The organism is Pseudomonas sp. S2_A05, from assembly GCF_054668485.1.
This window is the reverse complement of record NZ_CP162775.1, coordinates 3,673,091-3,688,181: the sequence shown is the minus strand read 5'-3', so window position 1 is coordinate 3,688,181 and position 15,091 is coordinate 3,673,091. Positions and strand designations below refer to the sequence as shown.

Genomic DNA, 15,091 nt, shown 5'->3' with positions numbered 1-15,091 from the left:
TCTATAGCGACAGCAGCAACTAAAAACCAAACGATCGTTCCGGAAAAGGAAGTTTCAAAGTGAAGCGACTATTCTGCTTGGCCGCGATTGCGGCCGCACTGATGGGGCAAAGCATTACTGCACAAGCCGCTGGCGTTGAATTCGCCGTCGGCGGTACCAGCGATTCGACAATGACGTATCGCTTAGGCATGAATTTCGACTGGGACAAGAGCTGGCTGCAGAGCGACGTGGGTCGCCTGACCGGCTACTGGAGCGGTGCCTACACGTACTGGGAAGGTGACAAGACTTCCAGCAACAACAGCCTGTCGTTCTCACCTGTATTCGTTTACGAGTTTGCCGGCCAGTCGGTCAAGCCATACGTGGAAGCGGGTATCGGCGTGGCGTTCTTCTCCAACACCGAATACGAAAGCAACAACCTGGGCGGCTCCTTCCAGTTTGAAGACCGCATCGGTGTCGGCCTGCGTTTCAACGGCGGCCACGAAGTCGGAATCCGCGCCACGCACTACTCCAACGCCGGCCTGTCCAGCGACAACGATGGTGTAGAAAGCTATGCGCTGCATTACACAATGCCGCTGTAATCCGCCTACGCGGAACCAACGTGGGAGCGAGCCTGCTCGCGAAAGCAGAGTGTCAGCCAATTCAAATGGTGGCTGACACACCGCCTTCGCGAGCAGGCTCGCTCCCACAGTTGTTTCTGCGCCGTCAAAGAAATCAGCGGTAGGCTGTAGCAATTCCCCGGCGCTCTTCGATGCACTCCGGCGCGCCCATTTCAAACTCGCGGCAAATCAGCGGGCGTCGTTCATAGATCGTGCACATCATGCTGTCGCGATCCAGTGCCGCGCACCAGCCGTCGTCCAGACGCAGCATCACTTCGCCGCCCCATTCATCGGTATCGATAAAGCGATCAGGCACGCCGGTGTCGGTGATCAGCATCACTTCGAGCTGGCAGCAGCACGCCGCACAGGTCGAGCAGGTGACCGCCGGTTCGGCGATTTGTGTGTGAGGGATGGTTTTCATCGTGGCAGTGTAAGGCAGTGATCGCGGTGGGTGTGAAAGCGCTGACGGACGCTCACGGCGCCAGACGCCGTGCCATCAAGTGCAACAGCGGGAACAGCCCTGCCCAGAGCAGCCCGATAACGATCAGCGTCGACACTTCGCCGTAAGGGAAATGTACGCCGGCCAGGCGTCCGCCACCGTAGTACGACAACGCCCCGCCCACCGCGCCAAGTGCGCTGGCCAGCCACCATGGCCGCGCGCTCCAGGCCAGGCAGTGGCGCAACGTGGTGGCGAGCAGTGCCCATAGCAGCATCAGCCACAACGGAATCAGCGGTGACGCGTCTGCAAAGCGGAACACGTCGAGGTAACGCAGAACACTGTCCACCGCCGTGCCGACAATCACCACGCACAGTATCAAACGACCTTCTGCCGCCCAACTGCTGATCCAGCGCAGATGAATCACCAGCGCCGCCAGTGCCAGCAACAGCCATAAACTGTTGCCGCCGAGCACGCAGGCCAGCCAGCCGAGCTGAAACAGCACGGCATTGGCGATTCGCTCACGCATCGAAGCGTCCGAGCAGCGGCGCGGTCATCGCCGCCGGTTTGGCCAGCAGCAATTGCGCGGTGCCGATGGTGCGTTCGAGGAACCCGCCCTCGCAATAGCACAGGTAAAACTCCCACAAACGCAGGAAATAATCGTCGTAGCCCAGCTCGCTCAGGCGACCATGGGCGAGGCGAAAGTTCTCGTGCCACAGGCGCAGTGTCTTGGCGTAATGCAGGCCGAAATCTTCCATGTGCAGCAGGTTCATGTCGGTTTCGCGGCCGACCACATCGAGCATCTTGTGCACCGAGGGCAGGGCGCCGCCGGGGAAGATGTAGCGCTGGATGAAGTCGACGCTGCGCTTGGCCTGTTCGTAGCGTTGTTCGCGAATGGTGATCGCCTGGAGCAGCATCAGGCCGTTGCTTTTGAGCAACTGCGCGCATTGTTTAAAGTAGGTCGGCAGGAACCGATGGCCGACCGCTTCGATCATCTCGATCGACACCAGTTTGTCGTACTCGCCGCTGAGGTCGCGGTAGTCCTTGAGCAGCAGGGTGACGCGATCCTGCAAGCCCAGTTGTTCGATGCGCTTGGCAGTGAACGCGAACTGCTCTTTCGACAGCGTCGTAGTGGTCACGCGGCAACCGTAATGCTGCGCTGCGTAAAGGGCCATGCTGCCCCAACCGGTGCCGATTTCCAGCAGGTGGTCGCTGGGTTTGAGCGCGAGTTTCTGGCAGATGCGCTCGAGTTTGTTCAGTTGCGCCTGTTCCAGGGTGTCGCTCGGCGAAAGGAACTGGGCGGCGGAATACATCATGGTCGGGTCGAGAAACTGTTCGAACAGTTCATTGCCGAGGTCGTAGTGCGCGGCGATGTTTTTCTGCGAACCCTTGCGCGTGTTGCGATTGAGCCAGTGCAGCCCTTGTACGAAGGGCCGGCCCAGACGCGCCAGGCCACCTTCCATGGCGTCGAGTACATCGAGATTGCTGACGAACACGCGCACCACAGCAGTCAGGTCCGGCGAACTCCAATAGCCGTGGATGAATGCTTCGCCGGCGCCGATCGAGCCGCTACTGGCGACCATGCCCCACAGGGCCGGATCGAGCACATGGACTTCACCAAGCAGAGCACTGCCCGGGGTGCCGAAAAGCATTTGTTCGCCATCCTCGACGACCATCAATTGTCCGTGTTTGAGCTGGGCCAATTGGCGCAACACGCCACGGCGCAGCAGCGAGCCGGTCAAACCGTTGGTGCTGAAGCGACCGAGCGGCAGGCTAGAGGATTTCATGGTGCGGCTCCTTCGGAGGCACAGTGGCGGTTTTAAAGCTGCCGTCGGCAGCCTGGTGAGGGAAGATCGGCGCGCGCTTGAGCAGCAGTCGCAGTGCTTGCCAATAAATCGCCAAGGCGGTTTTTGCGGTCATCCACGGGAAGCGCCGCAGATAGCGATGCAGGCTGCGACGATCGAGCGGTTCGCGGCGCAGATTCAGTGTGGCGTCGAACAGTTTCTCGCTGCCCTGCCAATCGGCCATGTGCACACCCAGGCTTTGCGCGGCCGGGCTGAAGCTCATGCGGTATTCGAGGTCGCGGGGCAGAAACGGTGAAACGTGAAACGCCTTGGCTACAGCAAAATGTTGGTGGAAATCCACCAGACTGGTCGGCGTCTGCGCCGGCAACACGTAATGAAAACGCTCGCGCCATGGCGTATTGGTGACTTCACAAACGATCGCCGCCAGTTGTCCGTCGGCTTCATGGCAGTAGAAGAAACTCACCGGATTGAACGACAGGCCCCAACTGCGCGGCTGAGTCAGCAGGCACACCGCGCCTTGTGGTTCATGACCGATGGCTGCACCGACCTGCTGGCGCACCGCGTCGATCAGGCGCATGCCCTTGCCGGTGAAGGCTTTGAGGTAATCGGTTTCGCGAAACGAGAACGGCGCAAAGCGGCTGCGCCCCGCCAGCGGCGACAAGGCCAGCACGGCGTCCTGTTCGCTCAGGTCGAGATAGAGCAGGCCAATGCGGTAGCGGAATTCGTGGCGGCGCGGCGCAAAACGTCGGTGGCCAATCACGCCGCTATACAGTGCGCTGTTCACAGGGTTTCACCGAACGCGGCGGCCACGCGCAAACCGCTGACCACGCCATCTTCATGAAAGCCGTTGGCCCAGTAGGCGCCGCAATAATGGGTGTGCTGCTCACCATCGAGTTCGCCCCAGCGGTTTTGCGCGGCCGCTGCGGCGAGGGTGTATTGCGGGTGCGCGTAGGTATAGCGGGCCAGCACTTTATCGGGGCTGATGCCGGCAGTCTGGTTGAGGCTGACGCAGAACGTGGTGTCGCTTTCGATGCCCTGCAGGATGTTCATGTTGTAGGTGACCGCCGCGCGGGTATGGCCTGCGCCGCCGAGGCGATAGTTCCAGCTGGCCCAGGCCAGTTTGCGCGTCGGCAGCAGGCGCGTGTCGGTGTGCAGCACGACGTCGTTGTCGGCGTAGAGCAGGGCACCGAGAATCGAACGCTCGGCGTCGCTCGGGTTGGCCAACAGCTTCAGTGCCTGATCGCTGTGACAGGCGAACACCACCTTGTCGAAATGTTCGAGGCCGGCCGGGCTGTGGATAACCACGCCATGCTGATTGCGCTCGACGCGGCTGACCGGGCAGTTCAGGCGAATCCTGTCGCTGAACGAAGCGGTCAGCGGCGCGATATACGCACTGGAACCGCCTTCGATGACCTGCCACTGCGGCCGATCACTGACCGACAACAGGCCATGATTCTTGAAAAAACGCAGGAAGAATTGCAGCGGGAAATTGAGCATTTCCGCCATTGGCATCGACCAGATCGCCGCGCCCATCGGCACGATGTAGTGCAGGATGAAGCGCTCGCCGTAGCCGCCGGCCTTGAGGTAATCATCGAGCGTGGTATCGGCGGCGATGCGCAGTTCCACCAGGTCGCGCTGGGCTTCTTTGTTGAAGCGCAGAATGTCGCGCAGCATGCCCCAGAACCCCGGCGACAACAGATTGCTGCGCTGGGCGAACAGGCTGTTGAGGTTGTTGCCGTTGTACTCGACGCCGGTGTCCGGGTCGGTTACCGAAAAGCTCATTTCGGTCGGCTTGAACGCCACGCCGAGCTGGTTGAGCAAGCGAATGAAGTTCGGGTAGGTCCAGTCGTTGAACACGATGAAACCGGTGTCGATGGCGAACGATTGCCCAGCCACGCTGACCGGTACGGTGTGGGTGTGGCCGCCGACCCAGTCACTCGCTTCGAACACGGTGATGTCGTGGCGGCGGTTCAGCAGGTAGGCGCAGGTGAGCCCGGCGATACCGCTGCCAATTACGGCGATTTTCATATCGGGTCCCGCTGCGGTGGGTTCTTGCGCACCATGCGTTTGCCGATCGCCAGTTGCGCGCGAGCGGGCAGTTTCGACAGCGGCCACAGCGCGGCCATGAACAGCCCCGGGAAGGCAATTTCCAGCGGACGGTCCTTGAGTTTGGCGAAGATGTGCCGCGCCGCTTTATCTGCGGGCCAGCTCAGCGGCATCGGGAAATCGTTCCTCTCGGTCAGCGGCGTTTCGACAAAACCCGGGCTGATGATGGTGACTTCAATACCTTCATCCGCCAGATCGATGCGCAGCGATTCGAACAGGTAACGCAGCCCGGCCTTCGATGCGCCATAGGCTTCGGCCCGTGGCAGCGGCAGGTAAGTCACCGAGCTGGCCATGCCGACCAGATGCGGCGCCGTGCCTTTGCGCAACAGCGGCAGGGCGGCTTCGATGCAATAGCTGCTGGCGAGCAGATTGGTGCGCACCACGTGCTCGATGATCGACGAGTCGAACTGGCGCGCGTCGACATATTCACAGGTGCCGGCGTTGAGAATCACGCTGTCCAGCGAACCCCAGGCCTCGGCGATCTGCTCACCGATTTCGCGCACGGTCTGACTGTTGGTCAGATCGCCGGGCACCACCAGCACCTGGCCCGGATAACGCTGGGACAAGACCTTGAGCGGCGCGGCCGAGCGCGAGCTGACCGCCAGGTGCGCGCCGCTTTTCAGAATGTCCTCACACAAGGCTGCACCGATGCCACTGCTGGCCCCGGTCAACCAATACCGCCGTGGAGGTGTACGACTCATCCCATTCTCCTTTTCAGCCAGGCAATCACCCGGCCCAATATTGGCAAGTGTTCATACAGCAGCGCCCCGGCATCGAAATAATCCCGATGGCGATAAACCTTGTCGCGCCAGAGCAGGTGCGAACAGCCACCGACTCTGATTTCCCGCCCGTTGGCCAGGCGCGGATGGCGATAACTCATGACCCAGCGCAGGTAACCCTCACCTTCGCGGATCTGGTCGAAACCATGAAAATCGAAACGCAGATCGCTGACGTTGGCGTACAGCTCGCTGAAGTAATCCTGCAGTTGTGCCAGGCCCTGAACTTCGTGCAGCGGATCGGTGAAATGAATGTCGTCGCTGTACAGCTCGCCGAGGCGATGCAGGTTGTCTTTGTTCAACCCGCAAAACTCGCGGGCGAAGCTGCGCAGGAATTCACTCATCGCTGCCGCCCACAGGCTGGCGCGACGGCAGGTTCTTGAACGCCGTCAGCGCACGCTCGCGTGAAGTGCTGAGATTAACGATCGGCGCCGGATAACCGGACACGCCGAACAGTCCTCCGGCTGCCGCCGGATTGTGCACTTCCTTCTTGTTGAGCCCGGCCAGTTCCGGCAACCAGTGCTTGATGAACACGCCTTCGGCATCGAATTTTTCCGACTGGCTCAACGGGTTGAAGATACGGAAGTACGGCGCCGAGTCGGTGCCGGTCGATGAGCTCCACTGCCAGCCACCGTTGTTGGCCGCCAGGTCGCCGTCGATCAGGTGGCGCATGAAAAAGCGTTCGCCCTCGCGCCAGTCGATCAGCAGGTTTTTGGTCAGGAACATCGCTACGACCATGCGCAGGCGATTGTGCATCCAGCCGGTTTCCAGCAGTTGACGCATCGCCGCGTCGATGATCGGCAGCCCGGTGCGTGCCTCCTGCCAGGCCTTGAGTTCTTCCGGCGCATCGCGCCAGGCCAGCGCTTCGGTTTCCGGGCGGAAGGCGCGATGCCGGGAGACGCGTGGATAGCCGACCAGAATGTGTTTATAGAACTCGCGCCACAGCAGCTCGTTGATCCAGGTCACCGCGCCGACCTTGCCGCTTTCGAACTCGCCCTGATTGCTTTGCAGTGCAGCGTGCAGGCACTGGCGTGGCGAGATCACGCCGGCGGCGAGATACGCCGACAATTGGCTGGTGCCAGGTTTGGCCGGGAAGTCGCGTTCGCTGCGGTAGTAGTCGATCTGCGCATCGGTGAAGGTGTCGAGGCGGCGCCGCGCCTCTTGCTCGCCGGCCGGCCACAGGGCGCGCAGGGATTCGCTCGGTGTGGCGAAACCTTTTACCGCCTCCGGAATTGCATCGCTGGCGATATCCAGCGCGGCCTGCTTGCCGGGTGCCTTGACCAGTGCCGGCATCGAGCGATGCAGGCGTTCGTAGCAGACTTTGCGAAACTGACTGAACACCTGGAAGTAGGTGCCGGTCTTGGTCAGCACTGTGCCGGGTTTGAACAGCAACTGATCCAGGTAACTGTGGAATTCGATGCCTTCGGCTCGCAACGTTTCGGCCACGGCTTCATCACGGCGGCTTTCGTGAACGCCGTATTCCTCGTTGACGTGCACCGCCTCGACCTTCAAATGCCGGCAGAGTTTGAGCAGCTCCGCCGGTGCCTGATCCCAGTGCGGTGCGCTGCGAATCAACAACGGGATGTTCAGCGCGCCGAGGCTCTGACTCAGTTCGCGCAGGTTGCGCAGCCAGTAATCCACTTTGCACGGCGCATCGTCGTGCTCCAGCCATTGCTGGGGACTCAACAGATACACCGCCACGGTCGGGCCGCGCGCTGCGGCGGCCGCGAGGGCAGTGTTGTCATGTAGGCGCAAGTCGCTGCGCAGCCAGATCAGTTGCATGTGATTAAACCCATCATCAAATCAATCCGCGCTCGAGCAGCGCCTGGTGGGCGGCAAGCGGATCTTCAGCCAGGAACAGATCGGCAGTCTGGGCGGTGCGTGCGGACAACTCGGTGTGGTGGATGTGCACCGTGGGGCCAGCAATCAAGGTCGGGCAATTGACGTTTGCCAACAGCTTGGGCAACTGCGCCAGTTGCATGGCTTTGCTCGAATACAGCAGCACGCCACGGGCTTGCAGATGCTCGACGGTCAGCGCCAGTTCACCGGCCGGCAGTGGCCAGTCGAACACTTGCACCGGGCAATCGGCACTGCTGATCAGCCATGCGCACAGCCACAGATGCGGCTCCAGCGGCAGGTCGGAATGATTGATCAACAGCAGCGGCGCCGAATGCAGCTGACGGTTGTTATGGTAGATGCGTGCGCCGAATTTGCTGCGCAACCAGGAAAAGAAAAACGTCCGTTCCATCTGCGCACCGAACTGGCCCTGCCAGCGCTGTTCGAGCTCGGCCAGCAGCGGCATCAGCAATTGCTCGCACAACGTCCGTGGCGGATACAAGGCGATGGCCTGATTGACGCTGTCATCCAGCGCGCGCTCATTGAGCGAGGTGACCGCCGACAGCAACGTCTGATGCAGACGCTGCCAATCGTTTTCCACAGTTTCCGTGAAGGCCTGCGGCGCATCGAGCAGTGGCTTGACCTGGCTCACCGCAACGCCACGGTTGAGCCAGGTGAGGATGGCCATGATCCGCTGCACATGTTCAGCGCTATACAGTCGATGGCCCTTGGGCGTGCGCTGGGGCACCACCAACCCATAGCGACGTTCCCACGCGCGCAGGGTGATGGCGTTGACGCCGGTCTGCCGCGCGACTTCGCGAATCGGCAACCAGCCCTCGTCGAGGGCTTTCTTGAAGTCGGCGCCGAGGTCTTCCTGGGCGCTGCTGTCGGTTTTATCGTTCATTAGATCGCGTTTCGCAGACTGAGGTTTTCCGGATGCGGCTGCAGGTAAACCTGCTGCGCGATGTACGGGTCCGGATGGAGTCGAAAATGGTGTTTGAGCAGCGTCAACGGCACCACGAGCGGCACGATGCCCTGGCGGTACTGGCCGATGATCTGCTGCATTTCCTGTTTGTCTTCGGCGCTCAGCGATTGTTTCAAATAACCGCTGAGGTGCAGCAGCACGTTGCAATGGGTGCCGCGAGTGGCGCATTTCTTCAGCGCGGCCATCAGCTCGCTGAAATAGCGCGGGCCGAGTTCGGCGGGATCGCTGTCGGCCATGTTGCCGAGCATCTTGCCGAGGTTTTTGTATTGCAGCGGGTTGTGCGCCATCAGCAGGTACTTGTAGCGCGAATGGAACTCGGTAAGGGCGCGGCGGCTCAGGCCCTCGGCGAGCACTTGTTGCCAGGCGCTGTAGGCCAGGACGCGGGTGATAAAGTTTTCCCGCAGCACCGGATCGTTGAGGCGTCCGGCTTCTTCCACCGGCAGATCCGGATGCTGTGCACAGAATGCCTGCGCATAGATCCCGCGTCCGCCACCATTCACTGGTGCGCCGTTGTCGTGATAGACCTTGACCCGTTCCAGCCCGCAGGAGGGCGACTGCTGCATGAAGATGTAGCCGGACAGGTCCTGCAACTCGGCGGCCATTTTCTCGCCGTACTCGGCCAGCGGCCTGGTCACGTTAATAGTGCGATCAACGGTGCCGACCGCCTCGGGTTGCTCAGGGTCGCCGACCAGCCGAATCGGCTCACGGGGAATACCCATGCCGATAGCAACTTCAGGGCACAGCGGGACGAAATCGAAATATTCGGTAAGGGTACGGCTGCACAGCCGCGATTCCTTGTGCCCACCGTTGTAGCGCACTTCTTCGCCCAACAGGCAGGCGCTGATGGCGATCTTCGGCTTGGACAGGGAAGCAGTAGACATGAGCACCTCGAATCTATACCTGTACAGAGAGTTATCTCTGTACAACTTTTCCTCAGCATAGATCGATGGATGTACAAGTCAAATGATTTGTATAAGATTTTTCTACAGCGCTGAATCTGTGGGAGCGAGCCTGCTCGCGAAAGCGGTGGGTCAGTCAGTGATTTCGTATCCGATACAGCGCTTTCGCGAGCAGGCTCGCTCCCACAAGGGAAATCTATTTCCAGCCCAGTAACCAGTGCTCGCTGTCTTTCAGCACCTGCCAATCCATCCGCTCGCTACGCTGGGTCAGCACCGCCTGCAATTCAACTTCCAGCACCGTACCTTCCTCGTCGCGGATCAGTTCGGTGACCAGAAAATGTTTTTCGCGATTTTGCGGATGGGCTGCTGTCCACTTCGACAGCAGCAATTTGCGCGGATTGATGCGATTCATTGCAGGTGTTCGTGCAAGCGACGTGCAGCCTCCTGACCGCTCAGCCAAGCGCCTTCAACGCGGCCCGACAGGCACCAGTCGCCGCAGGCGTACAAGCCCAGATCGGCGTCGGCCAGCGTGGTCCACTCGTGGCCGGTAGCGGGGCGGGCGTAGAGCCAGCGGTGGGCGAGGCTGAAGGTCGGCGCAGGCATGGCGCTGTGCAGCAATTCGGCGAACGCACCGTGCAGATGTTCGATTACTGCTTCCTTGGAGAGGTCGATGTGTTGCCGGCTCCAGGCGCTGGTTGCATGCAGCACCCACGTGTCGAGAGTGCTGTCGCGCCCGGGTTTGCTGCGGTTGCGCGCCAGCCAGTCGAGCGGGCTGTCCTGCACGAAGCAGCCTTCGATTGGCGTATCGAGCGGGGTTTCAAATGCGAGGGCGACGGCCCAGGTCGGCTCCATTTTCACCCCGGCAGCGACGCCGGCAAGTTTCGGTGCGGCGGCCAGCAGCGCGGTGGCTTGCGGTGCCGGTGTGGCGATCACCACATGGCTGAAGGGGCCGTGGGTGCAGCCGTCGGCGTCCTGCAGATGCCAGTGCTCTTCGCCGCGATAGACCTCGGTGATGCGGCAGGCAAACTGCACGTCCAGGCCATCGAGCAGGCCACGGGTGATGGCGCTCATGCGCGGCGTGCCGACCCAGCGGGTCTGCTCGTCCGGCGACATGTTCAGTTGGCCGCCCCGGAAGGTGTACAGCTGTGGCGTCCACTCAGCGGCCCAGCCCCGGCTCTGCCAGCGCTGCACTTCGGTGACGAAGCGCCGGTCGCGCGCGGTGAAGTATTGAGCGCCCAAGTCCAGCGAGCCGGCGTCGCTGCGCTTGCTCGACATGCGCCCGCCGCTGCCGCGGCTTTTATCGAACAGTTGGACGGTATGCCCGGTCTCTGTCAGAGCCTGAGCGGCGGAGAGCCCGGCGATGCCGGTGCCGATGATTGCGATAGGTACAGTCATAGGGGCCTCGTTTACCTTTCTGTACAGACTACGCCGTCGATGAAACCTGTACAATTCTGTTTTTTGGTATAACTTCTAGCGTTCTCGTTCTGACAGCTTGGCCTATTGTTAAACCATAGAGCCTGCCCGATCGAAAAGATCCCTGCCTATAAAAATAGACTAGTGATCCGGGTTAAACGCCACGCGAGGAAGATGTCATGCACATATTGCTGACCGGCGGTACTGGTTTGATCGGACGTCAGCTCTGCCGGCACTGGCTGGAGCAGGGCCATCGGCTGACGGTGTGGAGTCGCCGCACGGAAAAAGTCGCGCAGATCTGCGGCGCGCAGGTGCGCGGAATTTCGCGTCTGGAGGACCTCGGCGAGGAGCCGCTGGATGCGGTCGTCAATCTTGCTGGTGCACCGATTGCCGATCGCCCCTGGACCCATCGTCGCAAGGCGTTGCTGTGGAGCAGCCGCATCACGCTGACGGAAACGCTGCTGGCGTGGCTGGAAACTCGCGCGCAGAAACCGTCGCTGCTGATTTCCGGCTCGGCGATCGGCTGGTACGGCGACGGTGGCGAACGCGAGTTGACTGAAGAATCACCGCCGGGCATCGACGACTTCGCCAGCCAATTGTGCATCGCCTGGGAAGAAACCGCCCTGCGCGCCGAAAACCTCGGCATCCGCGTGGTACTGGTGCGAACCGGTCTGGTGCTGTCGGCAGAGGGCGGCTTTTTGTCGCGGCTGTTGCTGCCGTTCAAGCTCGGGCTGGGCGGGCCTTTGGGCAATGGTCGACAGTGGATGCCGTGGATTCACATCGACGATCAAATCGCCCTGATTGATTTTCTTCTGCACCGGAATCAGGCCAGCGGTCCTTATAATGCCTGCGCGCCGAAACCTGTGCGCAACCGCGAATTTGCCAAGACCCTGGGCAGTGTGTTGCACCGCCCGGCGTTCATGCCGATGCCGACCCTGGCGCTGAAAGTCATGCTCGGCGAGCTGTCACTGTTATTGCTCGGCGGCCAGCGTGCGACGCCGGCACGCCTGGTGGAAGCGGGGTTCAGCTTCCGCTTTACGGATTTACGCGCGGCTCTGGATGACCTCTCCAGCCGCCTCTGAAATAGGACGTTGCATGACCGATCACGCTTTGCTTCTGGTCAACCTGGGCTCTCCGGCCTCCACCTCGGTGGCCGATGTGCGCAGCTATCTCAATCAATTTCTGATGGACCCCTACGTGATCGACCTGCCATGGCCGCTGCGGCGGCTGCTGGTGTCGCTGATCCTGATCAAGCGTCCCGAGCAATCGGCACACGCCTATGCCTCGATCTGGTGGGAAGAGGGTTCGCCGCTGGTGGTGCTCAGCCGCCGCTTGCAAGAGCAGATGACCCGCACGTGGAAACACGGCCCGGTGGATCTGGCGATGCGCTATGGCGAGCCGTCGATCGAGACCTGTCTGCTGCGGTTGGTGAAGGCCGGGCACAGGAAAATCACTCTGGCGCCGCTGTACCCACAGTTCGCCGACAGCACCACGACCACGGTGATCGAAGAAGCCCGGCGCGTGCTGCGCGAGAAGAAGCTCGACGTGCAGTTGTCGATCCTGCAACCGTTCTACGATCAGCCGGAATACATCGAGGCGCTGGCCGCCAGCGCTCGACCACATCTGCAGCAGGACTACGATCATCTGCTGCTGAGCTTTCACGGCTTGCCTGAGCGCCATCTGAGCAAACTCGATCCGACGGGCAATCACTGTCTCAAAGGCGCCGATTGCTGCCAGACCGCCTCGCCGGCGGTATTGGCAACCTGTTATCGCGCGCAGTGTTTCCGTACCGCCGCCGCCTTCGCCAAAAGCATGGGGCTGGCGGACGGCAAATGGTCGGTGTCGTTTCAGTCGCGCCTGGGCCGGGCGAAATGGATCGAGCCGTACACGGAAGCGCGGCTGGATGAACTGGCCAAAAGCGGGACGAAAAAGATTCTGGTGATGTGCCCGGCGTTCGTCGCCGATTGCATCGAGACGCTGGAAGAGATTGGCGATCGCGGTAGGGAACAGTTCCGCGAAGCGGGGGGCGAGGAGTTGGTGCTGGTGCCGTGCCTGAACGACGACCCGCAATGGGCCAAGGCGCTGGCGACCCTCTGCGAAAGAGCGCCGCTGGCCCTTTAAAAACTTCGCGAGCAGGCTCGCTCCCACAGGGGAAATACATTCCAACCTGTGGGAGCGAGCCTGCTCGCGAATGCTATCTGTCAGGCGATGAAGATCTGAAAGCCTTAGATCAGCGGCTCATCCGCCTTCTTCTGCTTCCAGCCATCATTGCCCGGCAGGATCAGGTTCAGCGCAATCGCAACCACCGCGCACAGCGCGATGCCTTTGAGGCCGAAGTCATCAGGACCGGTGCCGGTGCCGACCAGCACGCCGCCGATACCGAACACCAGCGTCACCGAAACAATCACCAGGTTGCGCGCTTCGCCCAGGTCGATCTTGTGACGGATCAGGGTGTTCATGCCCACCGCTGCGATCGAACCGAACAGCAAGCACAGAATCCCCCCCATCACCGGCACCGGAATGCTCTGCAGCAGCGCGCCGAACTTGCCGATGAACGCCAGGGTGATGGCGAAGATCGCCGCCCAGGTCATGATTTTCGGGTTGTAGTTTTTGGTCAGCATCACCGCGCCGGTCACTTCGGCGTAAGTGGTGTTGGGCGGGCCACCGAACAGGCCGGCGGCCGTGGTGGCGATGCCGTCACCGAGCAGGGTGCGATGCAGGCCCGGCTTCTTCAGATAGTCGCGACCGGTCACGCTACCCACGGCAATCACGCCGCCGATGTGTTCGATCGCCGGGGCCAGTGCCACTGGAACGATGAACAGAATCGCCTGCCAGTTGAACTCCGGCGCGGTGAAGTGCGGCAGAGCGAACCATGGCGCTGCAGCAATTTTCGCCGTGTCGACCACGCCGAAATAGAACGACATGGCAAAACCCACCAGCACGCCGGAAATGATCGGCACCAGACGGAAGATGCCCTTGCCGAACACCGCCACGATCAACGTGGTCAGCAGCGCCGGCATGGAAATCATCATCGCCGTCTGATAGTGGATCAGTTCGGTGCCGTCGCCGGCCTTGCCCATCGCCATGTTCGCGGCAATCGGCGCCATGGCCAGGCCGATGGAAATGATCACCGGACCAATCACCACCGGTGGCAGCAGACGGTCAATGAAGCCGGTGCCTTTGATCTTCACGGCGAGGCCGAGGAAGGTGTAGACGAAACCGGCCGCCATCACCCCGCCCATGGTCGCGGCGAGGCCGAACTGGCCCTTGGCGAGGATGATCGGCGTGATGAAGGCGAAGCTCGACGCGAGGAACACCGGCACCTGACGGCCGGTGACGATCTGGAACAGGATCGTCCCCAGACCCGCGGTAAACAGTGCGACGTTGGGGTCCAGGCCGGTGATCAGCGGCATCAGCACCAAGGCGCCGAAGGCCACGAACAGCATCTGCGCGCCGGACAGCACCGTGCGCCAGAGCGGATCGTTGAACTCTTGCTGCATGGTCACGCGTCCTTCTGCTTGGTGCCGAAGATCTTGTCACCGGCGTCGCCAAGCCCGGGAATGATGTAGCCGTGCTCGTTCAAACGTTCATCGATGGACGCGGTGTAGATGGTCACGTCCGGGTGCGCCTGTTCGACCGCAGCAATGCCTTCCGGCGCGGCCACCAGGACCATGGCGCGGATGTCGCGGCAACCGGCCTTTTTCAGCAGGTCGATGGTGGCAACCATGGAGCTGCCGGTGGCGAGCATCGGGTCGATGATCATCGCCAGTCGCTCGTCGATTTCCGGTACCAGTTTTTCCAGATAGGTGTGCGCTTGCAGGGTTTCTTCATTGCGGGCAACGCCCACAGCGGAGACCTTGGCGCCCGGGATCAGGCTGAGCACGCCTTCGAGCATGCCGATACCGGCACGCAGGATCGGCACGACGGTTATCTTCTTGCCGGCGATTTTCTCCACCGACACGGTGCCGCACCAACCGGCAATGTCGTAGGATTCGAGCGGCAGATCTTTTGTAGCTTCATAGGTCAACAGGGCGCCGACTTCCTGAGCGAGCTCGCGGAAATTCTTGGTGCTGATGTCAGCGCGGCGCATCAGGCCGAGTTTATGACGGATCAGCGGATGGCGGATCTCGAGGATGGGCATGGGAAAGGCTCCGGCGGCGGGCAAAAAAACCGGCCTAGATTAATCTATCCGAGGGTGATGTCCTATAGGACATTCTGTACGTTAGTCCATAAGAGCTT

17 protein-coding genes are annotated in these 15,091 nt (G+C 61.3%); 3 read left to right on the top strand and 14 right to left on the bottom strand.

What is annotated here, in order from left to right; genetic code table 11:
* Window positions 1-59 precede the first annotated feature (59 nt).
* On the top strand, window positions 60-578 hold the full coding sequence (locus AB4O12_RS16770; RefSeq protein ID WP_041480001.1) for an acyloxyacyl hydrolase: 519 nt from the start codon (window positions 60-62) through the stop codon (window positions 576-578).
* 133 nt (window positions 579-711) lie between these two features.
* Here the strand turns inward: AB4O12_RS16770 and AB4O12_RS16765 are convergent, their stop codons facing one another.
* The 12 genes from AB4O12_RS16765 to AB4O12_RS16710 all read right to left on the bottom strand — a co-directional run bounded on the left by AB4O12_RS16765 (window position 712) and on the right by AB4O12_RS16710 (window position 10,834).
* Window positions 712-1,017: a YkgJ family cysteine cluster protein gene (locus AB4O12_RS16765; protein ID WP_024014290.1), complete on the bottom strand. Its 306-nt coding sequence runs from the start codon at window positions 1,015-1,017 to the stop codon at window positions 712-714.
* 52 nt (window positions 1,018-1,069) lie between these two features.
* Complete coding sequence (locus AB4O12_RS16760; RefSeq protein WP_151551149.1) at window positions 1,070-1,561, bottom strand: DUF2878 domain-containing protein; 492 nt, start codon at window positions 1,559-1,561, stop codon at window positions 1,070-1,072.
* Window positions 1,554-2,819: an SAM-dependent methyltransferase gene (locus AB4O12_RS16755; RefSeq protein ID WP_236168897.1), complete on the bottom strand. Its 1,266-nt coding sequence runs from the start codon at window positions 2,817-2,819 to the stop codon at window positions 1,554-1,556. Before AB4O12_RS16755 ends, AB4O12_RS16760 begins: the two co-directional genes overlap by 8 nt.
* Window positions 2,806-3,621 (bottom strand): DUF1365 domain-containing protein, encoded by an 816-nt coding sequence (locus tag AB4O12_RS16750; protein WP_056790285.1) that lies wholly within the window; start codon window positions 3,619-3,621, stop codon window positions 2,806-2,808. Before AB4O12_RS16750 ends, AB4O12_RS16755 begins: the two co-directional genes overlap by 14 nt.
* Window positions 3,618-4,865, bottom strand: a complete 1,248-nt coding sequence (locus AB4O12_RS16745; RefSeq protein WP_460059147.1) for an NAD(P)/FAD-dependent oxidoreductase — start codon at window positions 4,863-4,865, stop codon at window positions 3,618-3,620. The genes AB4O12_RS16750 and AB4O12_RS16745 overlap by 4 nt, the downstream gene beginning before the upstream one ends.
* Window positions 4,862-5,644: an SDR family NAD(P)-dependent oxidoreductase gene (locus AB4O12_RS16740; RefSeq protein WP_016773219.1), complete on the bottom strand. Its 783-nt coding sequence runs from the start codon at window positions 5,642-5,644 to the stop codon at window positions 4,862-4,864. The genes AB4O12_RS16745 and AB4O12_RS16740 overlap by 4 nt, the downstream gene beginning before the upstream one ends.
* A complete protein-coding gene (locus AB4O12_RS16735; RefSeq protein WP_460059144.1) occupies window positions 5,641-6,063 on the bottom strand; it encodes a nuclear transport factor 2 family protein in 423 nt (140 codons plus the stop codon). The genes AB4O12_RS16740 and AB4O12_RS16735 overlap by 4 nt, the downstream gene beginning before the upstream one ends.
* The gene (phrB, locus tag AB4O12_RS16730; RefSeq protein ID WP_460059142.1) at window positions 6,056-7,501 is read right to left on the bottom strand and encodes a deoxyribodipyrimidine photo-lyase; all 1,446 of its coding nucleotides are present in this window, start codon (window positions 7,499-7,501) and stop codon (window positions 6,056-6,058) included. Before phrB ends, AB4O12_RS16735 begins: the two co-directional genes overlap by 8 nt.
* Window positions 7,502-7,517: 16 nt before the next feature.
* On the bottom strand, window positions 7,518-8,459 hold the full coding sequence (locus AB4O12_RS16725; protein WP_056790272.1) for a MerR family transcriptional regulator: 942 nt from the start codon (window positions 8,457-8,459) through the stop codon (window positions 7,518-7,520).
* On the bottom strand, window positions 8,459-9,421 hold the full coding sequence (locus AB4O12_RS16720; protein ID WP_041479992.1) for a YbgA family protein: 963 nt from the start codon (window positions 9,419-9,421) through the stop codon (window positions 8,459-8,461). Before AB4O12_RS16720 ends, AB4O12_RS16725 begins: the two co-directional genes overlap by 1 nt.
* Before the next feature lie 214 nt (window positions 9,422-9,635).
* The gene (locus AB4O12_RS16715; protein ID WP_041479991.1) at window positions 9,636-9,851 is read right to left on the bottom strand and encodes a TIGR02450 family Trp-rich protein; all 216 of its coding nucleotides are present in this window, start codon (window positions 9,849-9,851) and stop codon (window positions 9,636-9,638) included.
* Complete coding sequence (locus AB4O12_RS16710) at window positions 9,848-10,834, bottom strand: NAD(P)/FAD-dependent oxidoreductase (RefSeq protein WP_460059140.1); 987 nt, start codon at window positions 10,832-10,834, stop codon at window positions 9,848-9,850. The genes AB4O12_RS16715 and AB4O12_RS16710 overlap by 4 nt, the downstream gene beginning before the upstream one ends.
* A 197-nt stretch (window positions 10,835-11,031) precedes the next feature.
* Here AB4O12_RS16710 and AB4O12_RS16705 point away from each other — a divergent pair, with 197 nt between their 5' ends.
* Both AB4O12_RS16705 and hemH read left to right on the top strand, forming a co-directional pair.
* Entirely contained in the window at window positions 11,032-11,934 is a 903-nt protein-coding gene (locus AB4O12_RS16705; RefSeq protein ID WP_252884826.1) for a TIGR01777 family oxidoreductase, read from the top strand.
* A gap of 13 nt (window positions 11,935-11,947) precedes the next feature.
* Complete coding sequence (hemH, locus tag AB4O12_RS16700; protein WP_095181662.1) at window positions 11,948-12,973, top strand: ferrochelatase; 1,026 nt, start codon at window positions 11,948-11,950, stop codon at window positions 12,971-12,973.
* A gap of 104 nt (window positions 12,974-13,077) precedes the next feature.
* On the opposite strand, the gene AB4O12_RS16695 is transcribed toward hemH, so the two are convergent.
* Both AB4O12_RS16695 and upp read right to left on the bottom strand, forming a co-directional pair.
* Window positions 13,078-14,352 (bottom strand): uracil-xanthine permease family protein, encoded by a 1,275-nt coding sequence (locus AB4O12_RS16695; RefSeq protein ID WP_016773229.1) that lies wholly within the window; start codon window positions 14,350-14,352, stop codon window positions 13,078-13,080.
* 2 nt (window positions 14,353-14,354) lie between these two features.
* The gene (gene upp, locus AB4O12_RS16690) at window positions 14,355-14,993 is read right to left on the bottom strand and encodes a uracil phosphoribosyltransferase (RefSeq protein WP_024014279.1); all 639 of its coding nucleotides are present in this window, start codon (window positions 14,991-14,993) and stop codon (window positions 14,355-14,357) included.
* Window positions 14,994-15,091 lie beyond the last annotated feature (98 nt).